The sequence below is a fragment of the Klebsiella sp. PK18 genome, assembly GCF_057784655.1.
The window spans coordinates 1-13,595 of record NZ_JBYNWC010000002.1; the positions used below are offsets into that span (position 1 = coordinate 1).

Here is a 13,595-nt window from a genome sequence, read left to right on the forward strand (position 1 = left end):
ATGACGAGCGAAAATAACAGCTTACCTCTCAATCTTCAGGAAGTGGACAAGACAACCGGTGAAGTTGTTAAGCTGGATGTCAACAGTACCAGTACTGTGCAGCCGGTAGCGCTCATGAGGCTCGGTCTCTTCGTTCCAACCCTGAAATCAACCTCCAGGAGTAAGGCGAACCGGAAAAACGTCACAGATGCCACTGAGGAGCTTGTACAACTGTCCATTGCTAAAAGCGAAGGGTACACCGACGTTAAGATCACCGGCTCGCGTCTTGATATGGACACGGATTTTAAAGTCTGGCTCGGCATCATTCGCTCGATGTCAGAGTATGGGGTAAAAAGTGACACCCTGGAACTGTCGTTCGTTGAATTCGTTAAGATGTGTGGATTTGACTCCCGGCGCTCAAACAAGAAAATGCGCGATCGCATCAGTAATTCTCTGTTTAAACTCGCCTCGGTTACTCTGAAATTCCAGAGCGAGACGAAAGGATGGACCACCCATCTGGTGCAGTCAGCCTATTATGACATCAACGAGGATATCGTGGAGATCAAGGCTGAACCCAAGCTCTTTGAGCTTTACCACATGGACAGGCGGGTACTGCTTCGGCTGAAAGCGATTGACGCCCTGCAGCGGAAGGAATCGGCCCAGGCACTGTATACCTACATCGAGAGCCTTCCCCAGAATCCCGCGCCTATCTCCATGAAACGTATGCGGGACAGGCTGAATCTCACCTCAAATGTCTATACGCAGAACCACACGGTCCGAAAGGCGATGGAGCAGCTACGGGATATCGGCTATCTGGATTACACCGAGTTTAAACGTGGCCGGGCGACTTACTTCAGTGTGCATTATCGCAATCCCAAACTCATCAGTGGGACGGTGAAGGTACCGCGCAGGGAGGAAGAGGAGCAGGCGCCGGAGCAGAATTATGACGAAGTCATTAAGGCACTGAAGGCTGCAGGCATCGATCCTCAGAAACTTGCTGAAGCGCTCTCGGCGATGAAGCCGGAAAATTGACTGCGATACGCATTACCATGACTGCCGTATGCATAAGCGATTAGTTATTGACTGTGATATGCATCACGCATACCACAGTCAATATTCGCTCTCTTTCCTGCATGTGAATAACGGACAATATTGACTGAAGTATGTTATTTCTGGCCAGAGTATGCTGATATTGACTGCGGTATGTAAGTTTGACGGGGATGTTACCCGGCCAGCTGAGTACTCTCCATATGACTGCATCCCACAGTCAATATTTGAGTACATCCCCGGTCCGCACTGAATGAAACTGCTCAGCAAAGCATTGATCCCCGTATTGCCGCTAAAACCAGTCCTCCGAAGTTCGCTAATCCTGTCGTACCCGCGGTCCGCCTGCAATCGTAAAGAGAAAGCCCATGGCTGTCAGAACCGCCCCGGGACGCAGTCACTGACGATATGTTCGTACTGAATAACGACCAGGCTTGCCGGGTTTGAAAGGCCCCTCAGGTATTTACACTGTAACCTGCTCGCTCAGGACTCCTGCTGATATCCGGATCACAGTAATTTTTATTGTCTGCGGTATGAAGATGTCAGTTGATCACCTGAAGACCGGGCCTGCTTAATGCGGATGATGTCATGGTGCGATATGAAGGTGAGGGGGGACTGGATGCGGTATTAGCCCAGACCCGAACAGAAATGATGTCCGGGTCATACCGGATAAGCGTCACGCTTATGCGTCCGGCACGTTGAGCCTCACCCGGGAGCGGAGCGAGTCCTTTCACGTAGCGGCAAAAGCTCCGGCCGCCTGCCCGACAATCTCAGCCGGCGGGTGGCAGGGAACGAAGGATCTCCGCAGCATCTCGACCGTCACCGGTAAAGGGAACGGCCAGGGTGGCTGCCATGTCCAGCGCAAATACCCGGGTATAGACTTCCATCGAGCGCGGATCCTTATGCCCGGCCAGCGCCTGGATGACCTTCCTGGGCTGCCGGTGATAAAGCATGTGCATGATATAGCTGTGCCGGAAAGTATGCGGCGTTACCGGAATCGAAAAATGCACGCCGTCAGCTTCAGCCCGCTTCACCGCCTGTTTCAGCCAGTTGCGCATTGTCTCATCCGTGACCGGCCATAACGGCTCACGCCGGCGGGGGCGGGTGGTGACCATCCAGCTTTCCATCTGACGCACAAAACTGGCATCCGTCAGCGGTACCAGACGCACTTCATCTTTTGGCGGCCGGCCACGACGTGCCCGCACTTTTTCCGACAGCACCCGAACAAAAGGGCGCAGACCATCCAGGTCGAAGGATTCCGGGGTGAGCGTCCGGGCTTCGCCGATACGGATCCCGGTATTCCACATGGTGGCGAACAGCATATGGTGACGCTGGTCCGGCATATACCATAGGAGGGCGCTCACTTCCGGCGCCAGGAGGTAAGCCGGCGTGGCCCCTGTTGAGGTGGCCATCCGCCGGAGTGCCACCGCGGTCGCAAAATCAACGCCCGGGGCGATCGGCAGCAGGGAGACGCGTTCTGGTGAATTCTGCAGGGGAATGATGCTGTTCATGAGTTATTTTTCACGTAGCGCACGACGGGTTTGGATGCCGTTATTCTGGCCTGAAACGGCAGATCCTGCCATGACAATAAATCGCAGCACGCGGATCCTTTTGTTTGCTTAACCCGCATTATTGCGGGAAAAACCAAATACGTAAAGGATCCTTTTTCTGCTCAGATCCTCCATGAAGCCAGTCATGACGCGGGCTGAGGGCCGTTTTACGGTTTTTGGGAGAATTGGAGTAATGCCAGGATGTACATGTTAGGCAGGAAACAGAAGAGAAGAGAGCGCTACGCGATTTCCGGCCTGGTACACCCCTGTAACCTTGCGGGATTTCGCGTAACGCTTTCATAAGTTTACAACAGAAGAGAAAAGATATTTGCTGAAAAATGAAGTCCGTAAGTTAAATAAAAAATCATGATCCGTCCGGCACTATGTACTTAGCTGTCGTTTAGGTCTTAGGTGTTTTTTAAATTACGATGGTATCCCTTGTAAGAGTAACCTGGCTTGTCCTGCACAACTTCAGGTGACAATTCAGTGCAATTTCAGGGATTAATCCTTTTGTCGTCTGCAGAATCTCTCTATAAACGGGCTGTTTGTTGGTTCGCCAGAAGGAAAAAAAAGAGTAAGTGTAAGCACACCCGTTTATCCGACATGTCGGTCATTGAGTGTCATTGCTCTTTTTCAAAAACGGCTAATGGATTATGGTGAAAGCAGGGTTTCACTAAATTTGAAGATCTGATTCAGATCTCATCACTATTACCTTCGGAGTCCAAGTAAATGTCTGTTCATAAAATTTCGTCTAGATTTTTCGCGAGCCTGAATGTGGAATGGCCATGTCCGGCATGTGCCCAGAAAACACTGATTATTGATAAAGAGACTTTCCACGCTAAGTCACTGCTGGAAAGTCGACAAATTCAGAATGAGGATTGGTTTGAACCTTATATGGATGAGACGGTATTCAGCTGCATGGCGCACTGTTCCCGGGCAAACTGCGATGAAGTGGTTGTCTGTATTGGTAAGGGAGGCTGGGAGGAGGATTGGGACGATGAAATGCGAAATCGTGATTATGTTCCCTGGTATGAACCAATGAGCTTTGTTCCGACGTTGCATCCATTTGCACTCCCCGAAAAATGTCCCGATGAGATTACCGCTCCTCTAACGGCGTCTTTTTCCGCCTATCTCAGCCAGCCAGGATCTGCGGCCAATTTGATCAGAATAGCTGTTGAGAGAATGCTGACGGCGATTGATATTCCTGAACATAACGATAGACAGAAACGCATTAACCTTCATCAACGTATTGAACTTCTTGACGGGCAATATACCCCCTATAAGAACACGCTGATGGCCATTAAATTCCTGGGTAACGCCGGCAGTCATACCTATGATGAAGTGACCACCGGCGATATCGAAGCGGCATTCGAGATAATGGAGTATGTCGTGAATGACCTCTTTTCCGGGCGTAAGGAGTCGATTGACGTTCTCACCAGACGACTACATCGCAAGTTCGGAAATCAGTAAGGAAGCCGACATTACTGACCTGCCACTAGGTTGCGGTAGCAGTACACTGGAAGTCAGGATAGTTCAGAAGCTGTAGAACTATCCTGACTAATGAAACTGAAGGAATGTTTTTTAACCGGACAACATACTTATCTGCAATATAGTCATCAGTACAATATTAGTTCGGCATACTTATATACATATATGTTATGCAATAAGTACAACAAATAAACTCAACATAACGAATGTCTAACTATCAGGCATTACTTAAATAAGAGAAAATTTTCCAGATTTTTTTTATGTACTATTTCTGCACATGCGTCAACCCTTCGATGAAATATATTTTGACTTCCATCAGGCCTTCTGGCATCATAATAGAAAATGATGCACACCCCACTCAACAGTGATTCTGTTGTCTTCTTATTTCGCCTGATGGTGAATATCAGGCCGCAGCCGGGTGCATTACGTGCCGGTTCCGGCATATTGCGATATCTGCACTTCAGTTAAATATTATCAGCACCACTGATCTGGTTTACTCCATTACTCTGGTTTTCGCCGGAAATGGTAACAGAAGCACAGGCCTGACCCATTGTGCCAAGCAACGCAGCTGCGAGGGGAGATTCTCATCGTAAGAGATAGCGGGAGGTTGTACTTAGCACGAGATAATCGTTGACGCAACAGAGAAAGCGGCAAAATAGAAAGATAATAACTGAAAATACATGTTGACTATTGACAAAAATGCTTATTTCAGGGTAGGATAACCTTATTCTGAACATGACAGAGAATACTGTCATGTGGCCGACAGAGGCCAGGGCAACCCCCAGATGAAAAAATACTATCCGGTTCCCTGTTCTGTTGGCTAAGCTTAGCTAAGCCAAGACAGCAGGCACCGGTGCGCACGGGCCTGCTTTTTTTGTGCCCGAAGCAAATGACGCAATTCTTTATTCCGCTACTGCGGAGATGGATTCGTATACCCAAAAAACAGCTTTCGGGCTTCGCGAATAAGGAAATGAAATGAACTGACAACTAATGAAGAAGTATCACGTGGCTATTACTGCCAACCATTTTTTAACAATCTGAAAGGTTTCTAAATGAAAACTTTGAATGCTGTAACTCGGGGAAATAACTCAATAACTAACCAAGGAGACTGCTATGTCTACAAAAAATTATTTTCAAGCTCTAATCATCTCTGGTCCGGACGTCACGCATTATGGAAATCAAGACCCCCCCCGTAAGAAACGCCGTGGATTATTTGGCCTCAATAAACAAGAAATCTGTATCGGATCGCTTGTTGGTCTGGTGGAGCAATCTATCCATCAGGAACTCGTAACCTGGGCTATTGGGGTACTTCAGGCTATTGGATTTGGCGCTGGGCTTGCAACCTGGTCAGCTGGTGCATTTTGCATTGCGCTTGCCTGTATGATTACAAGTTGGTGCGGGTCTTCAATCCTGAGTAAAAAAAGTATCTCCGTGGGCGTGCTTGCGGGTCTGGTAGAGCAAACCATACATGCCGTTTTATTCGCTAAAGTGACTGCAGTGTTGTGGGCTATTGGGTTTGCGGCGGGGCCAACTGCCTGGCTTGCAGGTCTCTTCTGCATTGCTTTGCCATGTCTGGTATCCGCCGCAATCTGTAAGCTAAAGTAGTCCTATTCATGCAGGGTACTTGCGATACCCTGCAGCTATAATAGAGGTTGATTGTATAAAGATCAACCCCTGATATTATAAAGTTAATACTAATGTATTACGTAAGTAATACATTAGATATTTTCCTTAATTGCTTTTAGCACCTTCTCTGGCCCGGCTGACTGTGCAAGGTAGAGCCCTGCGCGCAACAACGTCGATACTGCGATATTTTTATGTGTCAGCGCCTGGATCTGTTCGACCAGCTCCTGTGCAAGCACCTTTTCGGCGGGGGTCGTACGTATTGTTTTGGGCGTTTCACCTGTAGTATTTTTCTTTTTAGCCGCAATATTAGTCAGGCTGCTTGCTTTTGAAGCCCGCTCCGGCTTTTCCATTTTTGGTCGGACAAGTTCTCTGGACATTATGGTGCCTCACTACTGATAATTTCTTCAAGTTCACGTGCAAGTTTGCCATAGTCAACTAAAGCCATTGCGCTTTTCTGATAGTAATAGAGTGGGAGACAAGCCACCTGCGACTGCACTATTGCCTGATCGGTACGAATCCGGCTCTTCAACAGGCGCCACCAGTAGAGCGTTCGTGTTGATACGCCAAAAGCATCAGCTGCGGCACGGATACCATGCTTATACCAGAAAAGTTCAGGGCCTTCATTCTTAACTTCGCAATCTCGGGCATAAGGGAGTGTTTCATCGCATAAGCAGTTGCTCGGTAATACCCAAAAAAGCCTACTCCGACATGTTGCATCAACATCAGGTAACCCCCTTATTAGCCCTGAGGTATTTGCAATATCTGTGTGAACTTACACACCTGCTCATCCACTCTGTTTTGAATACCTTGCCAGATAGGTTTCGTGGGTGATAAGCCGAAACCTTTGTATGCGATCTGGCACTGCGTAAGCCGTAACAAGGAGACCCCCCGGCTGGTCTCGGCTGTGACGTATGCCGAGATGCGCTTCAGCGTCACGGGCCCGAAGGTCTCGCCGCGCCATATTCAGCTGGTCGACGCGTTCAGCGCGCGCCTTAATGCCATCCAGCCCTGGAACCGCGTCGCAGTGGACGCCACGATGAGCACCAGGGTGTCGCTGTGCCTCGCCGCGAGCCGCCACTTTCTTTCCGCATAGCCAGACATGCAACGCTGACGCAAAGCGTTAGCCGCTCATCCACTGAACCGTAAGCTGCTTATTAATTGCAGATACGTCATCCGGCATAGCCAGAAAGTAAAAATGAGGTGTTCTAGACCGCTTCAGTACCTGATAGCGATGGGTCCCGCCGCCGAAATGAAATCCACCATATTCTTGCACAGATAGCAAGACAGGAGAAACAGGCCATCCTTTTGCGATATGAAGTATGGCCTTTTCGAATTACTGGATGCGCTCGATGGCGTCCCGAATGATGATATTGGTAAGCATCTTTTCTGGCTTTCCGAGAAACAGGGGAGAACGCCGTTCAGCGTTGCCTCCAAAATCGCGTCACAAAGACATCTGACAAATGGCTGGAAAGAGCAGTTCAGGGAGGTTTCGGATAAAATTCGTTTGTCCGATCTGAGTATCAGTGAATATCAGAAACAGAACGGCACGGACCTGAACGCTTGAATGCCATTTTCGTTTGTAGCTTTACCAGATGCGCCGTTAAGCCCCGTCCTTCAGGGTGGGGAGAATGTCAACTTGTATTGAGCGGTACGGGAAGACCGGGGATCATTTAACTAATCGGCTATGTTGCTCCAGCTCGTACTCGATAAATGCACTAATCATGCTGCGATACACTTTTTCAATGATGACTTCCGGAAGGCCTTCATTCGATGCCCTTTCACGAACCCGGTCGATGACCTGTTGTACTCTGTCAGGTGCACGCACGGATGCCTGATCTGTTTTAAACGCCGCTGCAGCTTTAACGCATTGAGCACGCAGAGCTATGAGTTTGACCAGCTCACTGTCTATCTGATCGATATGATTTCTGACATCAGTAATAGAGGTATATTCCACGAAAAACGATCCTATCAACTAGTACAATAGACTGGCATGTTATAATAAACACAACGGAAAGCAAAACAGATTCCCCCGTCCCCGTGGATGAGGATAATCGCACAGGAAAGCCCCTTTTACAGGGAGCCTGATAAAAGTGGACTTTTGCGCAGGCTCAGGGCTCCGGTTTGAGCAGCAGCTGGCCTACTGATGGAAATCCCGCCTGCGCCAGGGTTCGCGATACGCGCGACGGGACCGTTTGATTACGTTCCAGCCATATAATCCGGAAACGCTGCTCTTCTCCATCTTTCCATCGAGGGGGATGGGATACGCCAAACGGGCATTTGAGTCGCGCCAGCGCATCTTTAAATTCACCATAAACCACGTTATCCGATATCAGGAACAGGTCCCATTTCGACGTCAGCAGCCTCACACTTTGCGGATTAATCCAGTAGGAGGTTAGTCGTCCTGTCAGAGGAACCCGCTGACCCAGCTGGCTAGCCTGGAACCGGGCAGCAGCAAAATGATGTGAACCACCCAGGTTGTTCCAGTATATCCGTGCCGGCATCCAGGAAAATTTGCTGAATTCCATCTCATTCAACCGTAGTTGGGAATGTGACAGATTGTTGTCCAGATGATCACTACTCACTGGTATGGCTAGTTCCCGGCAGAACTGCAGTGCAAAATCCTCCAGGCCGTGGCACTGCCTGTCACCATTCTTTGAACTGCTCATCCCACCGATTTCAGAAATATCACAGAGATAATTTTCTGTAATCTCGCAGCTGACCAGCCCGGCCAGTTGCGGGATGTGGAGTTTTAGGTAGTCATAATCACCATAATGGCCAGGTCGAAGATAGCGAATACAATTTTTTTCATAATTGAGCCAAGTGTGCCAGCACACAACAGATCGTAGCCAGATGGTATCCTCAATTAGCGGCAGCTTTACCGGCAAGGCCCCATTGTTTAGTCGACGGCGCAATGTCGAAGGATATCCCAGAGAATCGAGCAATTCATCCTGGCAGGCCTGGAGGATTTTACGCCACAGAGGTGTGGAGCTGCTTATTCCATTATCAATCATATCAATGTTCTCAATTCTGTTCAGTTGCCATTGACCAACAGTCGTTGCTGGCCACCACAACCAGACTACCTCACAATTTTTGAGGCCGAAGAAGCTATGGAGGCTAAAACTGACTTTTAGAGAAATTTATTTTTCGCTTTAAAGATTTTCTCTCATCCTATTGATATTTAACATGAATCGCATTGTCGGCACTTTGGTGTGTATATCATTTGCTATACGTTCGTGTTGTGTTATTCTTGTATATCAATTGCTATACAAGAGAGGTGTGTATGAAATCAGATGTTCAACTCAACTTAAGAGCTAAAGAGTCTCAGAGGGCACTCATCGATGCCGCTGCAGAAATCCTCCATAAATCGCGAACCGACTTCATTCTTGAGATGGCCTGCAAGGCTGCGGAGAACGTGATCCTTGATCGTCGTGTTTTCAATTTTAACGACGAACAGTATGCAGAGTTCATCGATATGCTCGATGCACCAGTCGAGGATGAGCTCGCCATTAATAAACTACTGGCAAGGAAACCTCAGTGGGATGTATAACTGCGCCCGAGCCGTTATCCAGCGCCCATCAACTGGCAGAGTTCGTCAGTGGGGAAACGGTACTTGATGAATGGTTAAAACAGAGAAGTTTAAAAAATCAAGCGCTTGGCGCTGCACGAACGTTCGTTGTTTGCAAGACGGGTACGAAGCAAGTAGCTGGTTTTTACTCTCTGGCCACCGGTAGCGTTAACCATACGGAAGCGACAGGTAGTCTTCGGCGTAACATGCCAGATCCTATACCGGTGATTATACTCGCTCGCCTGGCGGTAGATGTTTCATTCCACGGAAAAGGGGTTGGCGCCGATTTACTTCACGATGCGGTTCTACGCTGTTATCGCGTAGCTGAGAATATTGGCGTTCGTGCGATAATGGTTCACGCGCTTACTGAAGAAGCCAAAGGTTTCTATGCTCACCATGGATTTAAGGCATCGCAAACTCATGAGCGGACTCTGTTTCTTAAGCTTCCATGACCAGTTACTGGAGTGGGAAAGTAGCTGAAACTCACGTAAAGCATTGATATTTATGATTCTTATGTCAATATTTAACATAATCTTTGTTATGCGCACTTTGATTGTAGGGGCTCAATGATAATGTCTATTTGTGGCTCATTAAGGAATGTCCAGGCTATAGTTCTCAGACCTGTATGCCTAGTCAACAACTCGCTTTTCCTGATGAGGAGTTTTCTGTGGCTATACATGACACCGGGATGTTCACCGTGAAAGAAATCAACCGCCTCAAAATCCTTCAGGATGTCATCGACCGCAACCTGCGTCCTGGTCAGGCAGCCGAAATGCTCGGTATCACGCCGCGCCATTGCAGCCGTCTGCTGAAACGTTATCGTCAGTCCGGGCCACTGGGCATGAATAACCAGAGTCGTGGTCGCACCGGAAATCGCCTGCTTCCCGCATCATTGACTGATCAGGCCCTGAATATCATCCGTGAACGCTATGCCGATTTTGGCCCCACACTGGCGCGGGAAAAGCTCGCTGAAAATCACGGTATTGTTCTTGGTAAGGAAACGCTCAGACGGCTTATGATAAAAACCGGGCTCTGGGTTCCCCGCAAGCAACGTGCGCCAAAAATTCAGCAGCCACGCTATCGCCGGGCTTGCTGCGGCGAACTGATCCAGATTGATGGTTGCGACCATCACTGGTTCGAGAACCGTGCTCCTGCCTGTACTGCCCTGGTCTACGTTGATGATGCGACGAGCCGCCTGATGCAACTCCGTTTCGTGAAATCGGAATCGACTTTCACCTATTTTGAAGCCACGCGGGGCTATCTGGAGAAGCATGGCAAACCCCTGGCGCTGTACAGCGATAAAGCCAGCGTCTTCAGAATCAACAATAAAAACGCTACCGGTGGCGATGGTTATACCCAGTTTGGCCGTGCGATGCACGAACTGAACATCCAGACTATCTGCGCCAATACCAGCTCAGCCAAAGGCCGTGTGGAACGGGCCCATCTGACGCTTCAGGATCGCCTGGTAAAGGAGCTCCGGCTCAGGGGCATTTCCTCAGTGGATGCAGCCAATGATTTTGCTGATGAGTTTATGACCGATTACAACCGGCGCTTTGGCAAAGCACCCCGGCATGACTTTGATGTTCACCGGCCACTTGAAACTGATGATGATCTGACCGCATTTTTCACATGGCGGGAACCGCGCCGTGTTTCAAAATCCCTGACGGTGCAGTATGACAAAGTGCTCTATCTGATTGAAGACAATGAGTTAAGCCGAAGGGCTATTGGCAAGTACATTGAGGTCTGGTATTACCCGGATGGCCGGAAAGAGCTCCGGCTAAACGGGGTTGTCCTTCCCTACTCCACCTATGATCGCCTTCAGGAAATCGACCAGTGGGCTATCGTGGACAACAAGCGCCTCGGGCGTACACTTGAATTTATCAAACTGATACAGGACAAACGCGACAATAACCGTTCACAGGCTCTCCCTGCCGGAGATGGCCCCTCGCGCCGAAGCAGGAAACCCACAGAGAAGAAATCCCAGCGATCTCTGGACGAAGACGATATGCTCAATGCGCTGAAAACATTACAATCACGTTCTGACGAGATTTTCGGTACAAGGAAATGACATGGAGATGATGGCAGACATAATCCCATCTTCATAGAGCTGCAATGCAAGAGAGTTTAAGGTCCGCTTTGAGCGAGAAGCGGACCTTCAAATCCGCACAGTTTCAATTGATTAACCTTGGTTGTCAGTTACGCCATCGTTAACATGAAGCCGATCGAAAATTCTTTATCGCATTTTTTACAAATACGCAGTGGCAAGAAAGATAGATTCTGGCTCATGACAAGTTGAGTGGTTCATTTGTATAAAGAGACTTCGCCTTCAGGACGCGTTTTGAACCTGCGATGCATCCACAGGTATTGCTCAGGGGCACGGAGAATTTCACGCTCGATGATCTTGTTCATATAAGCCGCTGCGGCGACCTTGTCCTCCCCTGGATAGCCTGACAGCGGATTGCTGATATACATGTGATAACCTTTTTTATCGCTACGTCGAATCATGCTAAGTGTGAGCAAGTCTGCACCAGCGAGTTTTGACAGAGCATACGTTCCGTTCGTCGTGGCTGCTTTTTTTACCGAGAAAAAAGGTGCAAAAACGCTTCCCTTAGACCCATAATCCTGGTCTGGTGCAAACCACACGGCTTCACCAGCTTTTAGCGCATGAACAAAACCGGATAAATTACGTCGATTAATCATCGCCTTATTTGAACGCATACGCCCTTTTGTCTGTACCCATTCCATTAATGGATTATTGTGTGGACGATACGTTGCCATCATAGGATGGCATAACCCCATTACTCTTCCACACAATTCAAGGGACATAAAATGTATCCCGACAACCATTACCCCTCTGGTCGCACCGGTCAGGTTTTCAAGCCCTTCGACATCAAACCATTTTTTGACTCTCGCATCGCTCCAGAACCAGGCCATTCCTGTTTCCATCAGTCCCAGCCCGAGAGAAACAAAGTTTTTATTGACCATCTGGCTCCGGGCAAACGGTGTCATCTCGGGAAAGCACAGTTCGATATTTCTACTCGCAATCCCTTCCCGGCGTTTCAGGAAGGGTCTGGATATTTTTCCAAGACCAGAGCCCAGAATATGTAAAACCGGGTAAGGAAGCTGAACGAGAAGCCACAGCAGACCCAAACCAGTCCAGGTAAGCCAGTAGCGGGGATGGAGTAAATTATGAGTAAAAGTCTGTGCCATAAATTTCCTTAATGCTAATGAAGGTTATAACGCAAAAGGAAAACAATGAAGCAATTCGTCTTGAGCGATACATTTTTTGTTTTAGACAATTTAAAGCCATCTAAATTCAGAAAAATAACTTTGCAATGACTAGTAAAGAATTTAAAGAGTCAGGAATGAATTGTAAGCCAGCAAAGTTATTCTGTTATAAATCCATGTTTTATCATTGATACTCAAGAAATTGTCTTCTTGATTCATCATCATCAAGGTACTCAAAAGAAAGAAGCCGAATTTTGGTAAATTTATAAAACCACTCACAATCGTTTCGTTGAATAATTTCGCCTGGTTTGAAACATATCCCGGATGCCACCCGTATAATCGCATATTTACCATTACTAAACCTGACCCGGTGAATACAGAAAAGTTGACCGGCCTGCCCGTGACAGCTGTTTGACAGGATATGTCCTTCAATAAAAACAGTTTTTTTAGATTTCATTATCATACCCTCGACAACTGCAGTACAGGAGAAATGTTGTCATTTCCCGACATCACTGACGTTAAGTGGCAGAAGCTGATCAGCCGCCGATACACCAGCATTCTGAAGGTCTGAACAACAGTCCGCAGGCAGGGCACTCAAGAACCGCATCTTTTCTTAGTTTACCTGCTTTCTGATCGGCTCTGTGTGCGCATGCCGGGCAGGCAACATGAACCGGTCTTTCTTTAAAATACCTGAGCCCATTTGTATAAGACATAAATAATTCTCTGAGGAATACAGTAATTATTATACGCTTTAATATAAAAATAACTGGCATAAGTTATGTTAAGTTGTGTCTGAATCAGTATATCAGATATTGAAAATTGAACGTCTGATTTATGATACACTACCCTTCCGTGAGAAATTTAAGATGAAATCAGAAGACACCCTTGACTGGTATCCGGCACAACTACCGCCTGTGAAAATTATTCTTGGCGAAGCCGTGCTGGCTGTGGGTAAACAGGGCCGACCGATTAATACCCGCACCTTGCTGGAATACCTTCAGGTCATGCAGGACAAACAAAAAAGGCGGGATGACAAAATCGCCATGCAGACTGCGATTGATGTTCTCAGGGATAATCAGCGCATTAACGGCAGACGTTAATGCACCTCCGGGCTC

General features: G+C 48.0%; 14 protein-coding genes and 3 pseudogenes. 9 read left to right on the plus strand and 8 right to left on the minus strand.

From position 1 onward, the window contains the following. A partial coding sequence (locus tag AC3EMD_RS27445) for a RepB family plasmid replication initiator protein (protein ID WP_032740675.1) occupies positions 1-1,011 on the plus strand: 1,011 nt, incomplete at its 5' end. A gap of 782 nt (positions 1,012-1,793) precedes the next feature. Here AC3EMD_RS27445 and AC3EMD_RS27450 read toward each other — a convergent pair. After that, complete coding sequence (locus tag AC3EMD_RS27450; RefSeq protein ID WP_001515717.1) at positions 1,794-2,534, minus strand: tyrosine-type recombinase/integrase; 741 nt, start codon at positions 2,532-2,534, stop codon at positions 1,794-1,796. 768 nt (positions 2,535-3,302) lie between these two features. Between AC3EMD_RS27450 and AC3EMD_RS27455 the strand changes: the two genes are divergently transcribed. Both AC3EMD_RS27455 and AC3EMD_RS27460 read left to right on the plus strand, forming a co-directional pair. Continuing rightward, the gene (locus tag AC3EMD_RS27455; RefSeq protein WP_049155604.1) at positions 3,303-4,043 is read left to right on the plus strand and encodes a DUF4145 domain-containing protein; all 741 of its coding nucleotides are present in this window, start codon (positions 3,303-3,305) and stop codon (positions 4,041-4,043) included. A 1,131-nt stretch (positions 4,044-5,174) separates the two neighbouring features. Then, entirely contained in the window at positions 5,175-5,666 is a 492-nt protein-coding gene (locus AC3EMD_RS27460; protein WP_302074209.1) for a hypothetical protein, read from the plus strand. 113 nt (positions 5,667-5,779) lie between these two features. Here the strand turns inward: AC3EMD_RS27460 and AC3EMD_RS27465 are convergent, their stop codons facing one another. After that, a complete protein-coding gene (locus AC3EMD_RS27465) occupies positions 5,780-6,064 on the minus strand; it encodes a hypothetical protein (RefSeq protein ID WP_065426098.1) in 285 nt (94 codons plus the stop codon). A 149-nt stretch (positions 6,065-6,213) separates the two neighbouring features. Further along, positions 6,214-6,410: pseudogene (locus AC3EMD_RS27470) on the minus strand (IS481 family transposase); the annotation flags it as partial. A gap of 169 nt (positions 6,411-6,579) precedes the next feature. Between AC3EMD_RS27470 and AC3EMD_RS27475 the strand changes: the two are divergent. Next, positions 6,580-6,759, plus strand: a pseudogene (locus AC3EMD_RS27475) (VapC toxin family PIN domain ribonuclease); the annotation flags it as partial. Positions 6,760-7,020: 261 nt separating this feature from the next. Continuing rightward, positions 7,021-7,251: pseudogene (locus AC3EMD_RS27480) on the plus strand (DNA-binding protein); the annotation flags it as partial. Between the two features lie 102 nt (positions 7,252-7,353). Here AC3EMD_RS27480 and AC3EMD_RS27485 read toward each other — a convergent pair. Together AC3EMD_RS27485 and AC3EMD_RS27490 are read right to left on the minus strand one after the other, a co-directional pair. Continuing rightward, positions 7,354-7,641 carry a chorismate mutase gene (locus AC3EMD_RS27485; RefSeq protein ID WP_075205832.1) on the minus strand — a complete coding sequence of 96 codons (288 nt, stop codon included), beginning with the start codon at positions 7,639-7,641 and terminating at the stop codon, positions 7,354-7,356. Between the two features lie 154 nt (positions 7,642-7,795). Continuing rightward, complete coding sequence (locus AC3EMD_RS27490; RefSeq protein ID WP_302074210.1) at positions 7,796-8,698, minus strand: DUF6685 family protein; 903 nt, start codon at positions 8,696-8,698, stop codon at positions 7,796-7,798. Positions 8,699-8,967: 269 nt separating this feature from the next. Between AC3EMD_RS27490 and AC3EMD_RS27495 the strand changes: the two genes are divergently transcribed. The 3 genes from AC3EMD_RS27495 (at position 8,968) to AC3EMD_RS27505 (ending at position 11,320) form a co-directional block, all read left to right on the plus strand. After that, positions 8,968-9,234 carry a type II toxin-antitoxin system TacA family antitoxin gene (locus AC3EMD_RS27495; RefSeq protein ID WP_049095044.1) on the plus strand — a complete coding sequence of 89 codons (267 nt, stop codon included), beginning with the start codon at positions 8,968-8,970 and terminating at the stop codon, positions 9,232-9,234. Continuing rightward, positions 9,222-9,704 (plus strand): GNAT family N-acetyltransferase, encoded by a 483-nt coding sequence (locus AC3EMD_RS27500; RefSeq protein WP_302074211.1) that lies wholly within the window; start codon positions 9,222-9,224, stop codon positions 9,702-9,704. Before AC3EMD_RS27495 ends, AC3EMD_RS27500 begins: the two co-directional genes overlap by 13 nt. Before the next feature lie 236 nt (positions 9,705-9,940). Beyond that, positions 9,941-11,320: an ISNCY family transposase gene (locus tag AC3EMD_RS27505; RefSeq protein WP_371331122.1), complete on the plus strand. Its 1,380-nt coding sequence runs from the start codon at positions 9,941-9,943 to the stop codon at positions 11,318-11,320. A gap of 233 nt (positions 11,321-11,553) precedes the next feature. On the opposite strand, the gene lpxP is transcribed toward AC3EMD_RS27505, so the two are convergent. From lpxP to AC3EMD_RS27520, 3 genes are all read right to left on the minus strand, one after another. Beyond that, positions 11,554-12,462 carry a kdo(2)-lipid IV(A) palmitoleoyltransferase gene (gene lpxP, locus AC3EMD_RS27510; RefSeq protein WP_302074213.1) on the minus strand — a complete coding sequence of 303 codons (909 nt, stop codon included), beginning with the start codon at positions 12,460-12,462 and terminating at the stop codon, positions 11,554-11,556. 202 nt (positions 12,463-12,664) lie between these two features. Beyond that, positions 12,665-12,937 (minus strand): hypothetical protein, encoded by a 273-nt coding sequence (locus AC3EMD_RS27515; protein WP_171842335.1) that lies wholly within the window; start codon positions 12,935-12,937, stop codon positions 12,665-12,667. Positions 12,938-13,016: 79 nt separating this feature from the next. Beyond that, positions 13,017-13,253 (minus strand): YnfU family zinc-binding protein, encoded by a 237-nt coding sequence (locus tag AC3EMD_RS27520; RefSeq protein ID WP_071885096.1) that lies wholly within the window; start codon positions 13,251-13,253, stop codon positions 13,017-13,019. Between the two features lie 93 nt (positions 13,254-13,346). Between AC3EMD_RS27520 and AC3EMD_RS27525 the strand changes: the two genes are divergently transcribed. Then, the gene (locus AC3EMD_RS27525; RefSeq protein ID WP_004132711.1) at positions 13,347-13,580 is read left to right on the plus strand and encodes a hypothetical protein; all 234 of its coding nucleotides are present in this window, start codon (positions 13,347-13,349) and stop codon (positions 13,578-13,580) included. The last annotated feature ends 15 nt before the right edge of the window (positions 13,581-13,595 follow it).

Excerpts from the sequence above, each read along its gene's own strand:
- AC3EMD_RS27450 (WP_001515717.1), bottom strand. The coding sequence starts at position 2,534 with ATGAACAGCATCATTCCCCTGCAGAATTCACCAGAACGCGTCTCCCTG.
- AC3EMD_RS27455 (WP_049155604.1), top strand. The coding sequence starts at position 3,303 with ATGTCTGTTCATAAAATTTCGTCTAGATTTTTCGCGAGCCTGAATGTG.
- AC3EMD_RS27460 (WP_302074209.1), top strand. The coding sequence starts at position 5,175 with ATGTCTACAAAAAATTATTTTCAAGCTCTAATCATCTCTGGTCCGGAC.
- AC3EMD_RS27465 (WP_065426098.1), bottom strand. The coding sequence starts at position 6,064 with ATGTCCAGAGAACTTGTCCGACCAAAAATGGAAAAGCCGGAGCGGGCT.
- AC3EMD_RS27490 (WP_302074210.1), bottom strand. The coding sequence starts at position 8,698 with ATGATTGATAATGGAATAAGCAGCTCCACACCTCTGTGGCGTAAAATC.
- AC3EMD_RS27495 (WP_049095044.1), top strand. The coding sequence starts at position 8,968 with ATGAAATCAGATGTTCAACTCAACTTAAGAGCTAAAGAGTCTCAGAGG.
- AC3EMD_RS27505 (WP_371331122.1), top strand. The coding sequence starts at position 9,941 with ATGTTCACCGTGAAAGAAATCAACCGCCTCAAAATCCTTCAGGATGTC.
- lpxP (WP_302074213.1), bottom strand. The coding sequence starts at position 12,462 with ATGGCACAGACTTTTACTCATAATTTACTCCATCCCCGCTACTGGCTT.
- AC3EMD_RS27515 (WP_171842335.1), bottom strand. The coding sequence starts at position 12,937 with ATGAAATCTAAAAAAACTGTTTTTATTGAAGGACATATCCTGTCAAAC.
- AC3EMD_RS27520 (WP_071885096.1), bottom strand. The coding sequence starts at position 13,253 with ATGCCAGTTATTTTTATATTAAAGCGTATAATAATTACTGTATTCCTC.
- AC3EMD_RS27525 (WP_004132711.1), top strand. The coding sequence starts at position 13,347 with ATGAAATCAGAAGACACCCTTGACTGGTATCCGGCACAACTACCGCCT.